The following is an 18988-nucleotide window of genomic DNA, read 5'->3' on the forward strand; positions in this document are numbered from 1 at the left end:
TTGATCCAGGGCAGATCGAAATTCAGCGCCGGGAAAGCGAGCTGCGAGGCGATGAGCAGGCCGACCGCGAAGCCGGCGATGCCCCAGACCATGGCGGCCACGGTCGCGAACTTGACCGGCCCCAGATTGTAGTTGGGCTTGCCGTCGATCTCCTGCGGCTCGACCGGGACTGTGCCGTCGAAGCAGCGATTGGCGATCAGGACGATCGCGGCGACGGATGCCAGGACGCCGAGCATGGCGTGGAAGGCGTAGCCGGCGTTTTCCGTGAGCGCCGCGATGATGATGAGCGGCAGCACGCAGGCCGCCGCGATCAGCATGCCGATCATTTCGCCGACAGTTGCCTGCCTGACAGGGCTTGCCGTTGCCGTCACCTTCGAACCCCGCTTCGTCGCCGGCGCATGAGCGCGCCAATCGCGGAAGGCTTAACGGGCGGGGGCCGGAGGGGCGTTGATTCAGGTCAATAGCGGCGCCGTGCAGGGTGCGGCGCGGTCGCGCAGGCTCAGGCCGCGACGGCGCTCATGCGCTCGGGGTTCATCACGCGCACGCCGCCGGGGACGATCAGGATCGTCTTGTCCTTGGCGAGGCGGGTGAAGGTGCGGCTCACCGTCTCGATGGTCAGGCCGAGGAAGTCGGCGATGTCTTGCCGCGTCATCGGCAGGGGCACGGTGACCGAAGGCTTGCCGAGCCTGGCCCAGCGCTGCTGCATGCCGAGCAGGAAGCAGATCAGCTTCTCCTCGGCGGTGCGGCGGCCGAGCAGCATCATCTGCTCATGGGCAAGCGTCAGCTCATGCGTCGCGAACTCGTGCAGGCGCTTCAGCAGATGCGGCTTGGCGTCGACCAGCGCGGTATAGGCGCCGCGCGAAAAGGCGCAGGCCGCGACCTCGCCGATCGCATCGGCCGAAAAGCCGTAGGCATCGCGCATGGCAAGGCCGAGGAAATCGCCCGGGAGCGCGAAGCCGACGACCTGGCGGCGGCCATCGGAGAGAAGCTTGTAGAGCCGCACCACGCCGGCCGTGACGTTGTAGACCGAATGCGCCTCGCGCCCTTGCGTGAACAGCGTCTCGCCCGAGGCGAAATGCGTGGGATGCGCCAGCGATTCCAGCAGCGCCAGCTCATCGTCGGAGAGCGACGCGCAGACGCTGACCAGGCGAACCATGCAGCTGCGGCAATTGCCTTCGCCGCGATGTGCGGCGCTACAGGCCGAGGGGTGACAGTTCACGATCGCATCTTCCCGCTTGTCGACGCGATCATAGCCGAGGCGGACAGGGTCACAAAGCGCGCTTGGCGCCGCAGCCGGCGAAATTGATCCAGATCAATGCGACGGCAGGCCCCACGCAACCACCGTGCGGCCCTGAATTCGGGAGAGGTCACGGTGACGGGCGATGATATCTTCGAGGTCGCGCGCATCGCGCCGGCCGGCGCCGACACGGTCTTCGGCCTCGTCGCCATGCTGTATCCGGAGGTGACGCCGGAGGGCTGGGCCGCATTCGTGCGCGACCATTCGCAGGACGGCGCAAGGCCGCGCGGGGTCTTCGCCTTGCGCGACGCGCGGGCCATGCCGCATGCGGTCTTCGCCTTCCGCGTCGCGCAGACGATCGCGGGCGGCGCGGCGCTGGAAATTTCGGAACTCGCGATGCTCCGGCTGCCGGGCACGCATCTGGTCAACGCGCTGCTGCGCTTCGCCAACCAGCTCGCGGTCGAGCTCGACCTGCCCCGGATCGCGATCTCGCTGGAGCGCTCCGCCGCCTGGCCGCAGGACCATGACGCGCTCCAGCGCTCAGGCTTCCAGGTCGACCGGATGATGGTTCTGGGCCGGGCGCAACTGGCGCCGACAGCCCCCAATTGACCTGCCTCAAACCGAAGGGCAATCCCGCTCAGCGGCCGTTGGCCTTCCGCCACGCCGCGAAATCGACCTTGCTCTGCTCTTCGGTCGGCGGGTAGAGGCCGAGGATCGAGCGGCCCTTCAGCACCTCCTCGGTGACGAAATCCTCGAAGGCGGTCATCTCGACCGCCTCAGTCGTGACCTCGTCGGCGAGATGGGCGGGGATGACGATGACGCCCTCGGCATCGCCGACCACGACATCGCCGGGCCAGACCGCAACATCGCCGCAGCCGATCGGCACGTTGATGTCGATCGCCTGATGCAGGGTCAGGTTCGTCGGAGAGGATGGCCGGTTGTGATAGCTCGGGAACGGCAGCCCCGCGATCTCGTAGGAGTCGCGGAAGCCGCCATCGGTGACGACGCCGGCGACGCCGCGCTTCATCAGGCGCGAGACGAGGATGCCGCCGGCCGACGCGGCGCGCGGGTCCTTGCGGCTGTCGATCACCATCACGGCGCCGGGCGGGCAATCCTCGACCGCCTTGCGCTGCGGATGGGCGCGGTCCTGGAAGACGGAGAGCGGGTTCAGGTCCTCGCGCGCCGGGATGTAGCGGAGGGTGAAGGCCTCGCCGACCATGGTGCCGGCGCTGGGATTGAGCGGGCGGACATCTTGGATGAACTGGTTGCGCAGGCCCCGCTTGAACAGGGCGGTGCAGAGCGTGGCGACGGAGACCGTGCGCAGCTTCTCGCGGGTTTCCGGCTTGAGACTGGGCATGCGTTCACCCTCCGACGTCCGTGGCTCCCCGCCGGGCGGCAGGCAAGGGAGAGGTTCCCGCGATCCGCCCCGGTTTGTAAAGACGAAGCGATCGGCGAAATACGCAACCCGCCCCTGCCCCTCGGGCCGCCGCCTATTTGCCCCAGCGCAACGCCAGCGGATCGAGCTCGCGCGCCAGCTCGATCAGGCCCTCGCGGGTCTTCGGGTGCAGCGGCGTCAAAGGATGGCGCACGGCCTCCGATTTGATCACGCCGCCCTCCTTCATCACCGCCTTGGCCGAGCGCAGGCCGCATTGGCGGTTTTCGTAGTTGATGATCGGCAGGACGCGGGCATAGAGCGCCGCCGCCTGCTTGCGGTCGCCCGCAGCATGGGCCGCGAGGATCGGCTTGATCAAGTCGGGGATCATCGCCGAGGTCATGGTGCCGGTCGCGCCGGCATCGAGATCGGCCATCAGCGTGATCGCCTCCTCGCCGTCGAAGGGGCCGACCACGGCGTCGCCGCCGGCCTCGATCAGCGCGCGCAGCTTGTTCGCGGTGCCGGGCACCTCGATCTTGAAATAGCGGACAAGCGGGACCTCCTTCGCCAGCCGGATCATGAAGGGCACGGTCATGGTCACGCCCGAGAGCGGCGCGTCCTGCAGGATGATCGGAATGCCGCAGGCATCGGCCACCGCCTTGAAATGCTCGATCATGCCCTGCTCGTCGGCCTTGAGCAGCGCGCCGTGATAGGGCGGCATCATCATCAGCATCTTGGCGCCGGCATCGGCGGCGGCCTTGGCGCGCTGGGCGGCGATGCGGGTCGCGAAATGCGAGGTCGTGACGATGACCGGCACGCGGCCGGAGACCTGCTCCAGCGAGAGCCGCATCACCTGATCGCGCTCCTCGTCGGTCAGCAGGAACTGCTCCGAGAAATTCGCGAGGATGCAGATGCCGTCGACGCCCTGATCGACCATCAGGTCCATGACGCGCTTGTTGCCGTCGATATCGAGGTCGCCATTCTCATGGAAGATGGTCGGCGCGATCGGCAGGATGCCCTTGTAAGGTTCGGTCATGGCGTCATCTCGTCGGGGGCGGACAGGGCGGAAAGCGAACGGGCGGTACGGCTGTCAGACAGTGCCGGCGGCCTTGGTGCCGCGCAAGCGGCGGGCGAGCGAGCCAATGACCGGCATGACCAGCAGCGCGAGGCCGATCGCCATCAGCGTCGAGACCAGCGGGTTCGACCAGAAGATCGAGAGCGAGCCCTGGCTGAAGATCATCGACTGGCGGAAGGCATCCTCGGCCTTGTCGCCGATGACCATGGCGAGCACGAGCGGCGCGATGGGATAGTCGAGCTTCTTGAAGAGATAGCCGACGAGGCCGAAGACCAGCGCGAGCCAGATGTCGAATTCCTTGCTCGCGGCGGTGAAGGCACCGATGAAGCAGATCACCACGATGATCGGCCCGATGATCGAGAAGGGAATGCGCAGGATCGAGGCGAAGAGCGGCACCGTCGCCAGCACGACCACGACCGCGACGACATTGCCGAGATACATCGAGGCGATCAGGCCCCAGACGAAATCCGGCCGGTCGGTGAAGAGCGTCGGGCCGGGATTGAGGCCCCAGATCATCAGGCCGCCCATCATCACCGCCGCGGTCGCGGAGCCGGGAATGCCGAGGGCCAGCATCGGCAGCATGGCGGCGGAGCCGGCGGCATGGTCCGCCGTCTCGGGCGCGATCACGCCCTCGGGCTCGCCCTTGCCGAACTTGGCGGGGTTGCGCGAGGAGCGCTTGGCCATGGCGTAGCTCATGAAGGAGGCGGCCGTCGGCCCGCCCGGGGTGATGCCCATCCAGATGCCGATCAGCGCCGAGCGCAGCAGGGCGAGCCAATAGCGTGGCAATTTCGCGGCGGTTCGCAGCACATCGCTGATACGCACCTTGGCGGCGACGCCCTCGAATTTCAGCCCCTCCTCCATCGTCAGCAGCAATTCGCCGATGCCGAACAGGCCGATGACCGCGATCAGGAAGCTGACGCCGGCCAAGAGCACGTCGAACTCGAAGGTGAGGCGGACATTGCCGGAGACCGAGTCCATGCCGATGGTCGCGAGCGCAAAGCCGATCGCCATCGACACGACCGTCTTGAAGGGCGAGGCGCCGCCGAGCCCGATGAAGCTCGCGAATGTCATGAAATAGACGGCGAAATATTCGGGCGAAGAGAAGCGCAAAGCGAATTTCGCGACCCAGCCGGAGAGCAGCGTGATCAGGATAACACCGGCCAGCGCGCCGAAGCCGGCCGAGAGGAAGGCGAAGGAGAGCGCCTCGGTCGCCTTGCCCTGCTTGGCCATGGGGTGACCGTCGAAGGTCGTCGCGACCGACGAGGGCTCGCCGGGGATGTTGAACAGGATCGAGGTGGTGGAGCCGCCGAAGAGCGCGCCCCAGTAGAGCGAGGTCAGCAGGATGATCGCCGAGACCGGGTCCATCGAGAAGGTCAGCGGCAGGAGCAGCGAGACGCCGTTGGGCGCACCGAGCCCCGGCAGCACGCCGACGAGCACGCCGAGCAGCACGCCCGCCATCATCAGCAAGAGATGATGCGTGGTGAGCGCGACCGAGAAGCCGTGCATCAGGTTGGCGATGTTGTCCATGCTGATATCCCCGCCGTCTCAGAGGCCGATGAGCGGCTCGATCGGGCCCTTGAGCAGGCCGATCTGGAAGAATTTCTCGAGCGCGAAATAGAAGAAGGCCGCTGTCAGGAGAGCCGTGACAAGGCTGGGCAGCCAGCCATAGCCGCCCTGGAAGCGCATGGCGAAGACGAGGTAGAGGATGGTCGCGACATACATGCCGAGCGTCACGCTCAGCACGACGAAGGCGACGAGCGGCAGCAGGAAGGACAGCACGCGCTTGCCGCGCTCGGCGTCGAGGAAGGCCTCCGCGAGCGCAGCCTTGCCGGCGACGCGCTGGCCGACCGTTACGGCAAGCGTGCCGAGGCTCGCCAGCGCGATCAGCGCCCCCGCATAGAAGGGAAAGGCGCCGGGCTGCGGGCCGGACGTATCCCAGCCGATGCCGAATTCGAGCGAGCCCTTCACGATGACGAGCCCGAAGACGAGCGTCAGGATCGCGGTCCCGATCTCGGCCCAGAAGCGGGTGATCATGCGGTGGGTTCCTCCTTGCGGGAGCGGCGGGAAGGCACGGCTTTAAGGAGAGGGTGGTCATCCCGGCGAAGCGAAGCGCTGATCCGGGATCCATGCCTGAGCGGCCCCGATGAAGGTTCCGGCATGGATCCCGGGTCAAGCCCGGGATGACCGCGCGTTTCCGAGGCTGATCGGAACGTGCGGATTGCGAGGGCTTACTTCGCGACCCAGCCTTCGTTCTCGAAGACCTTCTTGTTCGCCGCCTCGTCCTTGGCGACGAAATCGGCGAGCTCCGCGCCCTTCATGAACTTGGCCGTCTGAGCGGTGCGCTGGACGAATTCCTGCCATTCCGGGGTCTTGGAGACCTTCTCCAGCAGACCGGCATAATAGGTCACGGCATCGGCCGGGACCTCGGCCGGCAGCCAGACGGTGCGCGGCATCTGGAAGGTCTCGAGCGGCAGGCCGGCTTCCTTGCAGGTCGGGATATCGCCCCAGCCCTTGCCCTCGAAGACCGCATCGCTCTTGGCGAGACGGACCGGCGAGAAGACGCAGAGCGGCTTCACCTGCCCGGCCTTCCACTGGCCGATATTCTCGTTGGGATTGTTGACGTTGGAGTCGATATGGCCGCCGGCGAGCTGCACGGCCGCGGCGCTGCCGCCCTGGAACGGCACATAGATCCATTTCACGCCGGTGGCATCCTGGATCATCGAGGTCAGCGTCTGGTCGGTGTCCTTGGACTGGCTGCCGCCCATCTTGAAGCCCATGGGCTTCGCCTTGACCGCCTCGATATAGCTCTTGGCGTCGGCGTAGGGGGCATCGCCCTTGACCCAGAGCAGGAACTCGTCGAGCGCCAGTGCGGCGACCGGTGTCAGGTCGGAGACCTTGTAGCCGAGCTTGGCGACGTAAGGCAGCAGATAGGCGTTGTTGGTGCCGAAGATGACGCGGTTCGGATCGCCCTTGCCACCCTTGCCGTAGACATAGCCTTCGGCGCCGGAGCCGCCGCCCTTGTTCACCACCACGATCGGCTGCTCGGTGAACTTGTGCTTGGTGATGATCGACTGGATGATCCGGGCGAAATTGTCTGTGCCGCCGCCGGCGCCGGAGGTCACGACGAACTCGATCGGCTTGGTCGGCTCCCAGGCCTGGGCGGCACCGATGCCGCCAAGCGCGAGCGCCCCAGTGAGCGCAGCCGAAATGGCAATGGTCTTCATGGTTTCTCTCCCTAGGGTTTGATCTTGCAAGGCCGCTCTTGCCGGCGGCTTTGTCGAAAACGTTGGGTCGGCATCGGGTCGTCCCGAAAAGTGCATTCCACTTTTCGGCCCGATGCCCGGGTATCAGGCCGCCGCGCGGGCCTTGGCCTTTCCGTCCTGGGCCATCTTGATGGCGAGCGCGAGCGCGGCGCGGGTCGCGCCGAGATTGGCGATGCCCTTGCCGGCGATCTCATAAGCCGTGCCATGGGCCGGCGTGCAGATCGGGAAGGGGAAACCGCCGATCAGGGTGACGCCGCGGTCGAAGCCGATCAGCTTCATCGCGATCTGGCCCTGGTCGTGATACATCGTCAGCACGGCGTCGAAATCGCCGTTCCTGGCGCGCAGGAAGACGGTATCCGACGGGAACGGCCCCTCGACCGTGAAGCCCTTGGCCTTGGCCGCCTTCACCGCCGGCTCGATCGTCTCGATCTCGTCGCGGCCGAAATTGCCGCCGTCACCGGCATGGGGATTGATGCCGGCGACAGCGATGCGCGGCGGGTTGAAGCCGGCGGCGCGCAGATTGGCATCCGCCAGCGTCAGCGCCCGCAGGATGCGCTCCTGCGTGATGTTCTCCGCGACCTCGGACAGCGGGATATGCGAGGTGACGCGGGCGTTCCAGAGCGTGTCGAGGATGTTGAACTCGCTCGCCGCGCCCTCGAAGCCGATGGCGTCGCGCACGAAGCGGATCTCGTCGTCATAGCCGGGATAGGCGAAGCGCATCGCCGCCTTGTTGAAGGGCGTGAAGAACACCGCATCGGCCTGGCCTGAGGCTGCGAATTGCAGCGCGCGGCGGAAATTCTCGGTCGCAGCCTTGCCGCCGGCCAGTGTCGCTGTACCGCGCTTGAGGTCGGCGGGATCGTGGTTGGCGAGATCGACGAAGACGGGCTTGTCACCAAGCGGCAGCGCCTCGCCGTCCTTGACGACCTGAACCTGCGGGTCGGCGCCGCCATCCTTGATGCCGAGATCAAGCAGACGCTTGTCGCCGAACACAACGTAGCGGGCAGCGCTGCGCAGATCGGCCTCCGACAGGATGCGGGCCGTCAGCTCGGGACTGATGCCGGAGGGATCGCCCATCGCCACGGCGATCACCGGCAAGGCGTCATTCGTCCGCTCACTCATGGCCGCCACTCCGCTGCCTGTCCGCTCTTCTGGCTCCGTTGGCTAACACAGGGCGCTCGCTCGCTCAAGTATGCTGTATGCAGCATATTGAAACCGATGTAGTCATTCGGCAGGCGCAAGCTGCGGAGTTGCCGCGCCGAAGGAGGGCCGATGAATTTTCATGCGCAATACGCCGGGATCACCCAGCCGGCCGAAACCTGTCTGGTCGGCAGCGGCAGCTTCGGTCGCAGCTATCTCGCGCAATCGCGCCGGACGCGGCTGGTCAATGCGCGCATCGCGGTGGACGTGACGGCCGAAGCCGCTGGCAGAGCCTTCGCGGCGGCCGGTTTCGGGCCTGCCGACATAACACTCTGTGAGACCGTGGCTGAGGCGAAGGCTGCCTGGAATGCCGGCAAATGCGTCGCTGCGGCGAGCCTCGACGTCGTCATGGAGCTACCCTTCGCGCTCCTCGTCGAAGCGACCGGCAGCCCGGAAGCCGCAACGCGGCACAGCCTCGCTGCGATCGATGCCAGCCGCCATGTCGCGCTGGTCTCGAAGGAAGCCGACAGCGTCGTCGGGCCGGGGCTGGCGCGGCTGGCCCGCGACAAGGGCGTCGTGGTGACGCCCGTCGACGGCGACCAACCGAGCCTGCTGATCGCCCTGGCGAGCTGGGCCGAGGTGATCGGCCTCGAGATCATCGCCGCCGGCAAGTCGAGCGAATATGATTTTGTCCTCGACGCCGCGACCGGCGACGTCACCTGCAACGGCGTGACCCGCTCGCTGCCGGCGCTCCGCGAACACTGGCTGCCGGGCGAACGCTCCATCGTCGCCACCGCGGCGGAACGGGCGCGCATCCTCGGCGAGGCCTTCCCCTTGAGGGCCGTGCCCGATCTCTGCGAGATGACGCTCGTCGCCAATGCGCTCGGCTTCTCGGCCGATGCCGCCGGCTTCCACGCGCCGCCGGCCCGCGTGCCGGAGCTGGCCGATCTTTTCGCAGAGCTGGCCGAAGGCGGATTGATGGGCGGCACGCGCCGGATCGACGTGTTCCATCATCTGAGGCTCGCCGAGGAAGCGAGCTTCGCCGGGGGCGTCTTTATCGTCGTACGCTCAGACAATGCCGAGACCTGGGAGATGCTGGCCGGCAAGGGCCATGTCGTCGGCCGCAGCGGCAAGACGGCGGCGCTCTACCTGCCGCGCCATCTGCTCGGCGTCGAGGTCGCGACCTCGATCCTCGATGCTGCCGGCCTCGGCCGCTCGGGCTATGGCGACGATTACCAGCCGCGGCAGGACCTCGTCGCGGTGGCGCAGCGCGATCTCGCGGCCGGAACGATCCTGACGATGGGCGGGCACCATCACAGCATCGACGGCGTCGGTGCGGAGGTGAGGCCAGCGGCAGCGCTGGCGGACGATCGCCCCGCGCCGTTCTATCTCGTCGCCGACCGGACGCTGGTCCGGGCCGTCAAGGCTGGCGAGGCGATCCGCCTCGGCGATGTCGCAATCCCGGCGGATTCCGGATTGCTGGCGATGCGCCAGCGGCAGGATGCGCTGTTTGCGGCCGAGAACGGCACGTCCGTTTGACAGCGCGGAAGCCGCATGCCGTAACGGAGCGGCCGGGAACAGTGGAGCAACGATGAGCGAGACGGCGGCCGACTATACCCCGATCATGCGGCGGACCCTCCATGACGAGGTGCTGGAGCGTCTGCGCGACATGATCATCGAGGGGCGGCTCGCTCCCGGCCAGCGCATCAACGAGGGCCAGGTCGGCGCCCAGCTCGGCGTCTCGCGGACGCCTTTGCGGGAGGCGATCAAGACGCTCGCCAGCGAGGGGCTGGTCGAAATCCTGCCGGCCAAGGGCGCGATCGTCCGCAAGTTCACGGCGCGCGACCTCGCCGACATCCTCGAAGTCATCAAGAGCCTGGAGCAGCTCGGCGGCCGGATCGCCTGCGCGCAGGCCAGCGACGCGACCATCGAGGCGATCCACAAGCTGCACAAGGACATGCTCGCGCTCTACGCGACGCGCGACCGGCTCGACTATTTCAAGCTGAACCAGGCGATCCACAGCGCGATCGTCGCCGCGTCCGGCAATGCGGTCCTCGCCGAGATGCACACCACCCTGCAGGCGCGGATCAAGCGCCTGCGCTTCGTCGGCAATGAAGGCCCGGAGAAATGGGCCGGCGCGGTCGCCGAGCACGAGGACATGATCGCGGCCCTGCTCAAGCGCGACGGGGATGCCCTGTCCGAGGCGATCGGCCGTCATATGGATACGACGCTGGTCCGGGTGCGCGACGTTCTCTGAAGGCCTATTCGGAACACCGGCTTCGCTCCGGAAATCATAGACTTTCGGCTAAGCTCCGAGCAGCCGGCAAACGCCTCTCCGCCCCAACCGAAATCCGTTCCCGCACAGCCGTTTACCCTTCCCTCGGGGCAGGCTGCGAAGCCCCCCGAGACGACTATCCGCGCCGGTCTTCTTTCAATAAGCTGTAGACAAGGCAGCCCGGGGACTTTCGCCCCAGGAGCTTCCGATACAACGGGGCCGTTCATCGCCTGACGAGGGCGGATGAGGCGTTCAAGGAGACATCCATGAAGAAAATTCTGTTGGCGACGCTGTCGGCCTCCGCGCTGATGGCGGCGCAGCCGCTGATGGCGAAGACGCTGGTGTATTGCTCGGAGGGCAGCCCCGAGAATTTCGCGCCGAGCGTCAACACCACCGGCACGTCCTTCGATGCGAACACCCAGATCTACGACACGATCGTGCAGTTCGAGCGCGGCGGCACCAAGGTCGAGCCGGCGCTCGCGGAGAAATGGGACATCTCGGCGGATGGCCTGACCTACACCTTCCACCTGCGCAAGAACGTCAAGTGGCAGTCCAACAAGAACTTCAAGCCGACGCGCAACTTCAATGCCGATGACATCATCTTCATGATCGAGCGGCAGTGGAAGGAAGATCACCCGTTCTTCAAGGTGACCAGCTCGAACCACTCCTATTTCAACGACATGGGCATGCCCAAGTTGCTGAAGTCGGTCGAGAAGGTCGATGACTACACGGTCAAGATCACGCTGAACCAGCCGGAAGCGCCGTTCCTCGCCGACCTCGCCATGCAGTATGCCAGCGTGCAGTCGAAGGAATATGCCGATGCCATGCTGAAGGCGGGTACGCCCGAGAAGCTCGACCAGGACCCGGTCGGCACCGGCCCGTTCTCCCTGGTGCAGTACCAGAAGGACGCGATCATCCGCTACAAGGCCAATCCCGACTACTGGGCCGGCAAGGCCAAGATCGACGACCTGATCTTCGCGATCACGCCGGACGCCTCGGTGCGCTGGGCCAAGCTCCAGAAGGGCGAATGCCATGTCATGCCCTATCCGAACCCGGCCGATCTCGAAGCGATCAAGAAGGACGCCAATGTCCAGATCCTGGAGCAGCCCGGTCTGAACATCGGCTATCTCGCCTACAACACCACCAAGAAGCCCTTCGACGACGTCAAGGTTCGCCGCGCCGTCAACAAGGCGATCAACAAGAAGGCGATCATCGACGCGGTCTATCTCTCCAGCGGCGTCGCGGCGACCAATCCGATCCCGCCGTCGATGTGGTCCTATAACGAGACCATCAAGGACGACCCCTACGATCCGGAGGCGGCCAAGAAGGAGCTGGCCGCGGCCGGCTATCCGAACGGCCTCGAGATCGACCTCTGGGCCATGCCGGTGCAGCGCCCCTACAACCCGAACGCCAAGCGCATCGCCGAATTGATGCAGGCGGATCTCGCCAAGGTCGGCGTGAAGGCCGAGATCAAGAGCTTCGAATGGGGCGAGTACCGCAAGCGCATGCAGGCGGGCGAGCACCAGACGGGCATGCTCGGCTGGACCGGTGACAACGGCGATCCGGACAACTTCCTGCACACGCTGCTGGGCTGCGAGTCCGCCAAGACCAACGGCTCGAACGTCGCCAAGTTCTGCTACCAGCCGTTCGAGGATTTGGTGGTGAAGGCGAAGACCGTCACCAATCAGGCCGAGCGCGAGAAGCTCTACCGGCAGGCGCAGGTGATCTTCAAGGAGCAGTCGCCCTGGTTCACCATTGCGCATGCGGTGCAGTTGAAGCCCGTCCGCAAGGAGGTGAAGGACTTCAAGCTCTCGCCGTTCGGCCGCCACACCTTCTACGGCGTCGATATCGGCAAGTGAGCCGCGCTACCGGCCGCGCCCCGTCCTGGCGCGGCTGATGCATGCCAAACGACGCGGCCCCGCCGGGGCCGCGTTTCGGGAGGCGGAGACGATGGGGCACGATGCCCCGCGCCCGATCCGTCTCCCCTGCCTCTCCCGAGAGAATCGCCCATGTCCGTTCGCGCCCGCTCCCTTGCCCTCACGCTGGGGCTCAGTGCCCTGATGCTGCCCGCCATCGCCAGCGCCCAGGCGCTCGTGGTCTGCTCAGAGGCCAGCCCCGACTATCTGAACCCGCAATTCAGCGGCCAGAACACCGCCTATGACGTCGCCGCACAGATCTACGAGCGGCTGACCGCGACGGAACGCGGCGGCTCGCAGATCATCCCGAGCCTAGCCGAGTCCTGGACGACCTCCGACGACGGGCTGACCTATACGTTCAAGCTGCGCAAGGGCGTGAAATGGCACGCCAGCAAGACCTTCACGCCGACGCGGGACTTCAACGCCGATGACGTGATCTTCTCGTTCGGGCGCATGTTCGACCCGAGCAACCCATTCAACAAGGTCGGCAGCGGCAATTTCGGCTTCTTCGCCGAGATCGTGCAGCCGAGCTTCAAGTCGATCGAGAAGGTCGACGACTATACGGTCAAGCTGACTCTGACCAAGCCGAACTCGCCACTGCTCTCAGCGCTTTCGGTCGAGCCGATGTCGATCCTCTCGGCCGAATACGCGGCTGCGATGCTGAAGGCGGGCACGCCGGAGCAGATCGATTTCGCGCCGATCGGCACCGGGCCGTTCTCGCTCGTCTCCTACCAGAAGGACGCCGTCATCCGCTTCAAGGCGGTGCCGGACCACTGGACCAAGGCCGTCGGCAACCGCGACCGCATGGCGCTGGTCAGCGACCTGATCTTCGTGATCACGCCCGACGCCGCCGTGCGCTTCGCCAAGGTGCGCTCGGGCGAGTGCCAGATCGCGCGCTATCCCAACCCCGGCGACCTGCCGGCGATGAGGACCGAACCAGCGATCAACCTCCTGCAGGGCAGCATCGCCGACCAGAGCTTCCTCGCCTTCAACCAGCAGAAGAAGCCCTTCGGCGACAAGCGGGTGCGCGAGGCCCTGGCCTATGCGACCAATATCCCGGCGATCATCGACGCGGTCTATCAGGGCACCGGCAAGATCGCGGCAGCGGCGGTGCCGCCCTCGCTCTGGTCGCATGATGCCGATCTCAAGCCGCGTCCCTACGATCCCGAAAAGGCCAAGGCACTCCTCAAGGAAGCCGGGCTGGAAAACGGCTTCGAGACGACGCTCTGGGCCATTCCGGTGGTGCGCGCCTATATGCCGAACGGCCGGCGCGCGGCCGAGCTGATCCAGGCGGACTGGGCCAAGATCGGCGTCAAGGCGACGATCCAGACCTTCGAATGGGGCGAGTATCTCAAGCGCGGCCGCGCCGGCGACCATGAGGTCGGCATGTTCGGCTATACCTGGGATTATCCCGATCCGAGCCAGATCCTGCTCTCAGGCTGGACCTGCGAGGGCGTGAAGAGCGGCGCCAACCGCGCCCGCTGGTGCAACCAGGAGGCTTCCGACGCGCTCGCCAAGGCGAGCACCATCACCGACCAGGGCGAGCGTGCGAAGCTCTACAAGCGCTTCCAAGAGCTGTTCCACGAGGATGTGGCGGGCCTGCTCTTCGCCAATGCGCAGGCCTTCACGCCGGTGCGCAAGGAGGTGAAGGACTACAAGATCCACTTCTTCGGTGGGCAGCCCTTCTACGGCGTCTCGATCGCCAAGTAATTCCCAGGATGACTTCACCGCGGCAGCCATCGCTGCCGCGGTCTCCTTCTGCGCGGACATTCGGGCCGCGCGGCGCTTCCCCGGAGCTCCCTCGCCATGCGCATCTACATCTCCGCCGATATCGAAGGCATCGCCGGCGTCGTCACCCGCGACCAGACCCTGGTGGAGGGTTTCGAATACCAGGCGGCCCGCGTCTGGATGACCGACAGCGTCACCGCCGCGGCGCGAGCCGCCTATGACAGCGGCGCCAGCGAGGTCGTCATCGCCGACAGCCATGGCCGGGCGCAGAACCTGCTGCTGGAGCGGCTACCCCGCGAGGTCCAGCTCGTGCGGGCCCATCCGCGACCGCTCTCGATGATGCAGGGCGTCGAGAGCGGCGCCTATGACGGCGCGCTCTTCATCGGCTACCATACCGGCGCGACCAATCCCGAGGGCGTGCTCGCCCACACCTTCCGCAGCGCCTGCCTGCGAGAGGTCAGGGTCAACGGCATCTCCGTGCCGGAGGCCGGCATCAACGCCGCCATTGCAGGGCATTTCGACGTGCCGGTGCTGCTCGTCAGCGGCGACGACGCCACCATCGCCGAGACCAAGGAGTTCCTGCCCGATATCGAGGGCGTGACGGTGAAATGGGCGCATAGCCGCCAATCCGCGCGCACGTTGATGCCGGAAGCCTCCTATGAGCTGATTGCGGCGGGCGTGAAAAGCGCCATCGCGCGGCGCGCCTCCATCAAGCCCTACCGGATCGCCGGCCCGATCACGCTCGAGGTCAATTTCCTGTTCCGCCAGCCGGTCGAATATCTCGCCATGCTGAAGGCCGTGGAACGGACCGATGCGTTTACAATCCGCTATATCGCGGACGACATCCTTGATCTCCAGCGCTTTTTGGTGTTTGCGCTGGGCTACAGCTCGACATTGCAATAAATCCAAACGACCCGTCGGCGTGCGACGTTCCCCTCACGCCGGCCAAAAACATTGGCAGAACCATGCTGCGCTTCATCTTCACACGGCTGAGCCTGGTCGTCCCGACCTTCATCGGCATCACCCTGCTGGCCTTCTTCCTCGTCCGCCTCGTCCCCGGCGACCCGATCGAGACCATGGCCGGCGAACGCGGCATCGACGCCGCCCGCCACGCCCAGCTCCTGACCGAGTACGGCCTCGACCGGCCGCTGCTGGTCCAGTACGGCAAATATATCGAGCGTGTCGTGCAGGGTGATCTCGGCAAGTCGATCGTGACCCGCGAGAACGTGTTGACCGAGTTCGGCCAGCTCTTCCCGGCGACGATCGAGCTCGCGATCTGCGCCATCCTGATCGCGCTGATCGTCGGGCTCCCGGCCGGCATCATCGCGGCGGTGAAGCGAAACTCGATCTTCGACCACGGCGTGATGGGCATCTCGCTCACCGGCTATTCGATGCCGATCTTCTGGTGGGGCCTGCTGCTGATCCTGCTGTTCTCGGTGCAGCTCGGCATCACGCCGGTCTCGGGCCGGATCGCGGTGCAGTATTTCATCGAGCCGGTGACCGGCTTCCTCACCATCGACAGCCTGCTCGCCGGCGATATCGACGCTTTCTGGTCGGCTCTGTCGCATCTCGTCCTGCCGGCGATCGTCCTCGGCACCGTGCCGCTCGCGGTCATCGCCCGCATGACCCGCTCGGCGATGCTGGAAGTGCTCGGCGAGGATTATATCCGCACCGCCCGCGCCAAGGGCATGGCCCCGCTCCGCGTCGTCGCGCTGCACGCACTGCGCAACGCCCTGATCCCGATCGTCACCGTCATCGGCCTGCAGGTCGGCGCGCTCTTCACCGGCGCGATCCTGACCGAGACGATCTTCTCCTGGCCCGGCGTCGGCAAATGGCTGATCGAGGCGATCAGCCGGCGCGACTATCCGGTCCTTCAGGGCGGCACGCTGCTGCTCGGCGTCGTGGTGATGAGCGTCAACCTGATCGTCGACCTGCTCTACGGCCTGATCAACCCGCGCATCAGGCACGCCCGATGAACCCATCGTTCCCCCTTCGCTCCCATCGGAGCCTCGCCTCATGAGCACCGAAACCCTCAAAGTCCCGGCTGCTGCGCCCAGCGTGGCGCCGCCGCACCCCATCCGCGAGTTCTGGAATTACTTCAGCGCCAATCGCGGCGCCGTCGCCGGCCTCGTCGTCATCGTCCTCGTGCTGCTCTGCGCGCTGTTCGCACCGCTGATCGCGCCGCATGAGCCCAACCTGACCAACAACGCGGTCTTCCTGAAGCCGCCGTTCTGGCAGGAGGGCGGCTCGCTCTCCTATCCGCTCGGCACCGACGCGATCGGCCGCGACATCCTCTCGCGCCTGCTCTACGGCGCGCGGCTCTCGCTAGTGATCGGCATCGCGGTCGTAGCGCTGGCCATCGTCGTCGGCATCGTGCTCGGCCTGATCGCCGGCTATTTCAAGGGCATCGCCGATATCGCGATCATGCGCCTGATGGACATCCTGATGACGATGCCGAGCCTGCTGCTCGCCATCGTCATCGTCGCGATCCTCGGCCCCGGCCTGATGAACGCGATGCTGGCCGTCGCCATCGTCGTGCTGCCGCACTATGTCCGCATCACCCGCGCTGCGGTGATCGCCGAGACGTCGAAGGATTATGTGATCGCCGCCAAGGTCAGCGGCGCGCAGACGGTCCGGGTGATGTTCTCCGAGATCCTGCCGAACTGCGCCGCGCCCTTGATCGTGCAGGCGACGCTCGGCGTCTCGACCGCGATCCTCGATGCCGCCGCGCTCGGCTTCCTGGGCTTAGGCGCCCAGCCGCCGACACCGGAATGGGGCACGATGCTCGCCGACGCGCGCGAATTCGTGCTGCGTGCCTGGTGGGTCGTCACCTTCCCGGGCCTCGCCATCCTCATCACCGTGCTCGCCTTCAACCTTCTCGGTGACGGCCTGCGCGATGCGCTCGACCCCAAGCTGAAGCGCTGATCCCATGCCCCTTCTCGAAATCGAAAACCTCAGCGTCGAATTCCCGACCTCCCAGGGAACGCTGCGCGCCGTCGACCGCATCGACCTCACCCTCGAGGAGGGCGAGGTTCTCGGCGTCGTCGGCGAATCCGGCTCCGGCAAGAGCGTGACCATGCTCGCGCTGATGGGTCTCGTCGGCTATCCCGGCCGCGTCCGTGCCGACAAGCTGCGCTTCGACGGCCGCGATCTCCTGACCATGTCCGCCCGCGAGCGCCGCCAGCTCACCGGCAAGGACGTGGCGATGATCTTCCAGGAGCCGAGCACCAGCCTGAACCCCTGCTTCACCATCGGCTTCCAGCTCGCCGAGACGCTCAGGAAGCACGAGGGCATGGACGGCAAGGCGGCGAAGCGCCGCTCGATCGAATTGCTCGAGCAGGTCGGCATTCCCGCCCCGGAGAGCCGCCTGAAGGCCTTCCCGCACCAGATGTCCGGCGGCATGAACCAGCGCGTGATGATCGCGATGGCCATCGCCTGCAACCCGCGCCTGCTGATCGCCGACGAGCCTACGACGGCGCTCGACGTCACCATCCAAGCGCAGATCCTCGACCTGCTGATGACCCTGCAGCGCGAGCGCAACATGGCGCTCGTGCTGATCACCCACAACATGGGCGTCGTCGCCGAGACCGCGCAGCGCATCATGGTGATGTATGCCGGGCAGATCATGGAGGAGCGCAAGGTCGACGCGCTCTTCAAGGACCCGCAGCATCCCTATTCCGCCGCCCTGCTCGCGGCCCTGCCGGAGCGCAGCGAGCACGCCAGCCGGCTTGCCACCATTCCTGGCATGGTGCCCGGCCTGAACGACCGGCCGAAGGGCTGCCTGTTCTCGCCACGCTGCGCCTATGCGACCGATCACTCCCGCAACGTCCAGCCTGAACTGCGGAACTGGGCCGACGGGCGCGTGCGCTGTCACTATCCGCTTGGCGATGCGAACCGGGACGCCGAGCGTGCCCGCGACGAAGCCGGCCAGGCGAAGGAGGCCGTGCGATGAGCAATCCCGTGATCGAAGCGCGCGAGCTGACCCAGATCTATCCGGTCAAGCAGGGCTTCTTCCGCGCGCCGGCTCAGTTGCAGGCGGTGAACAAGGTCTCCTTCGCAGTCGAGGCCGGGCGGACGCTGGCCGTCGTCGGCGAGTCCGGCTGTGGAAAGTCGACCCTGGCGCGCATGGCGACGCTGATCGAGGCGCCGACTTCGGGCGCATTGACGCTGGACGGGCTCGACGCGGTCAACCCGCCGGCCGACAAGCGCCGGCATCTGCGCCGCACCGTGCAGTTCGTGTTCCAGAACCCCTACGGCTCGCTCAATCCGCGCAAGAAGATCGGGACGATCCTGGAGGAACCCCTTAAGATCAATACCGATCTCTCCGCCGCCGAGCGTACCGAGAAGGCGCGCGCGATGATGGCCAAGGTCGGCCTGCGTCCCGAGCATTATGCCCGCTACCCGCATATGTTCTCGGGCGGCCAACGCCAGCGCATCGCGATCGCGCGCGCGCTGATCCTCTCGCCCAAGGTCGTCGTCGCGGACGAGCCGGTCTCGGCATTGGACATCTCGATCCAGGCACAGGTGCTGAACCTGCTCGCCGATCTCCAGGACGAGCTGAAGCTCGCTTATCTCTTCATCTCGCATGATCTCAGCGTCGTCCGCCACATCGCCCATGACGTGATGGTGATGTATCTCGGCAATGCGATCGAGCACGGGCCGAAGGAGCGCATCTACGCAAGGCCGCTCCACCCCTATACGCAGGCGTTGCTTGCCTCGACGCCGCGCGTCGATGCCGGCAAGCGCGAGCGCATCATCCTGCGCGGCGAATTGCCCTCCCCGCTCAACCCGCCCAAGGGCTGCGTGTTCTCGACCCGTTGCCCTCATGTCACCGATCGCTGCCGCGTCGAGCGCCCGGAAAAGCGCGAGATCGATGGCCGGATGGTCGCCTGCCACTATGCCGAGGACTTTCTCGCCAAGGCTGCGTGACTTCCGCGTGACAAGTACAGCGGACAGGCCGTTGAGTTCGCTCGCTTGCGCGCACC

At 66.3% G+C, this 18988-nt stretch carries 17 protein-coding genes and 1 pseudogene; 10 read left to right on the plus strand and 8 right to left on the minus strand.

The features are described from left to right. Together JHD80_RS07610 and JHD80_RS07615 are read right to left on the minus strand one after the other, a co-directional pair. A pseudogene (locus JHD80_RS07610) lies at window positions 1-371 on the minus strand (cytochrome-c oxidase, cbb3-type subunit I); the annotation flags it as partial. 128 nt (window positions 372-499) lie between these two features. Then, window positions 500-1156, minus strand: coding sequence for a helix-turn-helix domain-containing protein (locus JHD80_RS07615; RefSeq protein WP_199085775.1), 657 nt, complete (start codon window positions 1154-1156; stop codon window positions 500-502). A gap of 216 nt (window positions 1157-1372) precedes the next feature. On the opposite strand from JHD80_RS07615, the gene JHD80_RS07620 reads away from it, so the two are divergent. Beyond that, window positions 1373-1846, plus strand: a complete 474-nt coding sequence (locus tag JHD80_RS07620) for a hypothetical protein (RefSeq protein WP_199085776.1) — start codon at window positions 1373-1375, stop codon at window positions 1844-1846. A gap of 28 nt (window positions 1847-1874) precedes the next feature. Here the strand turns inward: JHD80_RS07620 and JHD80_RS07625 are convergent, their stop codons facing one another. The 6 genes from JHD80_RS07625 to JHD80_RS07650 all read right to left on the minus strand — a co-directional run bounded on the left by JHD80_RS07625 (window position 1875) and on the right by JHD80_RS07650 (window position 8066). Continuing rightward, complete coding sequence (locus tag JHD80_RS07625) at window positions 1875-2594, minus strand: ribonuclease activity regulator RraA (RefSeq protein WP_199085777.1); 720 nt, start codon at window positions 2592-2594, stop codon at window positions 1875-1877. A gap of 133 nt (window positions 2595-2727) precedes the next feature. Continuing rightward, entirely contained in the window at window positions 2728-3645 is a 918-nt protein-coding gene (locus JHD80_RS07630) for a dihydrodipicolinate synthase family protein (protein WP_199085778.1), read from the minus strand. A 54-nt stretch (window positions 3646-3699) separates the two neighbouring features. Further along, complete coding sequence (locus tag JHD80_RS07635) at window positions 3700-5211, minus strand: tripartite tricarboxylate transporter permease (RefSeq protein ID WP_199085779.1); 1512 nt, start codon at window positions 5209-5211, stop codon at window positions 3700-3702. A gap of 18 nt (window positions 5212-5229) precedes the next feature. After that, window positions 5230-5718, minus strand: coding sequence for a tripartite tricarboxylate transporter TctB family protein (locus tag JHD80_RS07640; protein WP_199085780.1), 489 nt, complete (start codon window positions 5716-5718; stop codon window positions 5230-5232). A gap of 194 nt (window positions 5719-5912) precedes the next feature. Then, complete coding sequence (locus tag JHD80_RS07645) at window positions 5913-6908, minus strand: Bug family tripartite tricarboxylate transporter substrate binding protein (protein WP_199085781.1); 996 nt, start codon at window positions 6906-6908, stop codon at window positions 5913-5915. A 123-nt stretch (window positions 6909-7031) separates the two neighbouring features. Continuing rightward, window positions 7032-8066, minus strand: coding sequence for a 4-hydroxythreonine-4-phosphate dehydrogenase PdxA (locus tag JHD80_RS07650; RefSeq protein ID WP_199085782.1), 1035 nt, complete (start codon window positions 8064-8066; stop codon window positions 7032-7034). Window positions 8067-8216: 150 nt separating this feature from the next. Here JHD80_RS07650 and JHD80_RS07655 point away from each other — a divergent pair, with 150 nt between their 5' ends. The 9 genes from JHD80_RS07655 to JHD80_RS07695 all read left to right on the plus strand — a co-directional run bounded on the left by JHD80_RS07655 (window position 8217) and on the right by JHD80_RS07695 (window position 18932). Continuing rightward, the gene (locus JHD80_RS07655) at window positions 8217-9623 is read left to right on the plus strand and encodes a flagellar biosynthesis protein FlgA (protein WP_199085783.1); all 1407 of its coding nucleotides are present in this window, start codon (window positions 8217-8219) and stop codon (window positions 9621-9623) included. A gap of 52 nt (window positions 9624-9675) precedes the next feature. Continuing rightward, window positions 9676-10341: a GntR family transcriptional regulator gene (locus JHD80_RS07660; RefSeq protein WP_199085784.1), complete on the plus strand. Its 666-nt coding sequence runs from the start codon at window positions 9676-9678 to the stop codon at window positions 10339-10341. Window positions 10342-10625: 284 nt separating this feature from the next. Further along, entirely contained in the window at window positions 10626-12218 is a 1593-nt protein-coding gene (locus JHD80_RS07665; protein ID WP_199085785.1) for an ABC transporter substrate-binding protein, read from the plus strand. A gap of 150 nt (window positions 12219-12368) precedes the next feature. Beyond that, complete coding sequence (locus JHD80_RS07670) at window positions 12369-13985, plus strand: ABC transporter substrate-binding protein (protein WP_199085786.1); 1617 nt, start codon at window positions 12369-12371, stop codon at window positions 13983-13985. Between the two features lie 96 nt (window positions 13986-14081). Next, entirely contained in the window at window positions 14082-14906 is an 825-nt protein-coding gene (locus JHD80_RS07675; RefSeq protein WP_199085787.1) for a M55 family metallopeptidase, read from the plus strand. A 62-nt stretch (window positions 14907-14968) separates the two neighbouring features. Further along, the gene (locus JHD80_RS07680) at window positions 14969-15979 is read left to right on the plus strand and encodes an ABC transporter permease subunit (RefSeq protein ID WP_199085788.1); all 1011 of its coding nucleotides are present in this window, start codon (window positions 14969-14971) and stop codon (window positions 15977-15979) included. 40 nt (window positions 15980-16019) lie between these two features. After that, entirely contained in the window at window positions 16020-16928 is a 909-nt protein-coding gene (locus tag JHD80_RS07685) for an ABC transporter permease subunit (protein WP_199085789.1), read from the plus strand. Between the two features lie 4 nt (window positions 16929-16932). Next, window positions 16933-17955 carry an ABC transporter ATP-binding protein gene (locus JHD80_RS07690; RefSeq protein WP_199085790.1) on the plus strand — a complete coding sequence of 341 codons (1023 nt, stop codon included), beginning with the start codon at window positions 16933-16935 and terminating at the stop codon, window positions 17953-17955. Next, entirely contained in the window at window positions 17952-18932 is a 981-nt protein-coding gene (locus JHD80_RS07695; protein WP_199085791.1) for a peptide ABC transporter ATP-binding protein, read from the plus strand. Before JHD80_RS07690 ends, JHD80_RS07695 begins: the two co-directional genes overlap by 4 nt. Window positions 18933-18988 lie beyond the last annotated feature (56 nt).

The organism is Allobosea sp. ASV33 (assembly GCF_016428755.1).
Lineage (GTDB): Bacteria > Pseudomonadota > Alphaproteobacteria > Rhizobiales > Beijerinckiaceae > Allobosea.

Excerpts from the sequence above, each read along its gene's own strand:
- JHD80_RS07660 (WP_199085784.1), top strand. The coding sequence starts at position 9,676 with ATGAGCGAGACGGCGGCCGACTATACCCCGATCATGCGGCGGACCCTC.
- JHD80_RS07645 (WP_199085781.1), bottom strand. The coding sequence starts at position 6,908 with ATGAAGACCATTGCCATTTCGGCTGCGCTCACTGGGGCGCTCGCGCTT.
- JHD80_RS07670 (WP_199085786.1), top strand. The coding sequence starts at position 12,369 with ATGTCCGTTCGCGCCCGCTCCCTTGCCCTCACGCTGGGGCTCAGTGCC.
- JHD80_RS07695 (WP_199085791.1), top strand. The coding sequence starts at position 17,952 with ATGAGCAATCCCGTGATCGAAGCGCGCGAGCTGACCCAGATCTATCCG.
- JHD80_RS07615 (WP_199085775.1), bottom strand. The coding sequence starts at position 1,156 with ATGGTTCGCCTGGTCAGCGTCTGCGCGTCGCTCTCCGACGATGAGCTG.
- JHD80_RS07640 (WP_199085780.1), bottom strand. The coding sequence starts at position 5,718 with ATGATCACCCGCTTCTGGGCCGAGATCGGGACCGCGATCCTGACGCTC.
- JHD80_RS07685 (WP_199085789.1), top strand. The coding sequence starts at position 16,020 with ATGAGCACCGAAACCCTCAAAGTCCCGGCTGCTGCGCCCAGCGTGGCG.
- JHD80_RS07690 (WP_199085790.1), top strand. The coding sequence starts at position 16,933 with ATGCCCCTTCTCGAAATCGAAAACCTCAGCGTCGAATTCCCGACCTCC.
- JHD80_RS07630 (WP_199085778.1), bottom strand. The coding sequence starts at position 3,645 with ATGACCGAACCTTACAAGGGCATCCTGCCGATCGCGCCGACCATCTTC.
- JHD80_RS07680 (WP_199085788.1), top strand. The coding sequence starts at position 14,969 with ATGCTGCGCTTCATCTTCACACGGCTGAGCCTGGTCGTCCCGACCTTC.
- JHD80_RS07635 (WP_199085779.1), bottom strand. The coding sequence starts at position 5,211 with ATGGACAACATCGCCAACCTGATGCACGGCTTCTCGGTCGCGCTCACC.
- JHD80_RS07655 (WP_199085783.1), top strand. The coding sequence starts at position 8,217 with ATGAATTTTCATGCGCAATACGCCGGGATCACCCAGCCGGCCGAAACC.
- JHD80_RS07625 (WP_199085777.1), bottom strand. The coding sequence starts at position 2,594 with ATGCCCAGTCTCAAGCCGGAAACCCGCGAGAAGCTGCGCACGGTCTCC.
- JHD80_RS07665 (WP_199085785.1), top strand. The coding sequence starts at position 10,626 with ATGAAGAAAATTCTGTTGGCGACGCTGTCGGCCTCCGCGCTGATGGCG.
- JHD80_RS07675 (WP_199085787.1), top strand. The coding sequence starts at position 14,082 with ATGCGCATCTACATCTCCGCCGATATCGAAGGCATCGCCGGCGTCGTC.
- JHD80_RS07650 (WP_199085782.1), bottom strand. The coding sequence starts at position 8,066 with ATGAGTGAGCGGACGAATGACGCCTTGCCGGTGATCGCCGTGGCGATG.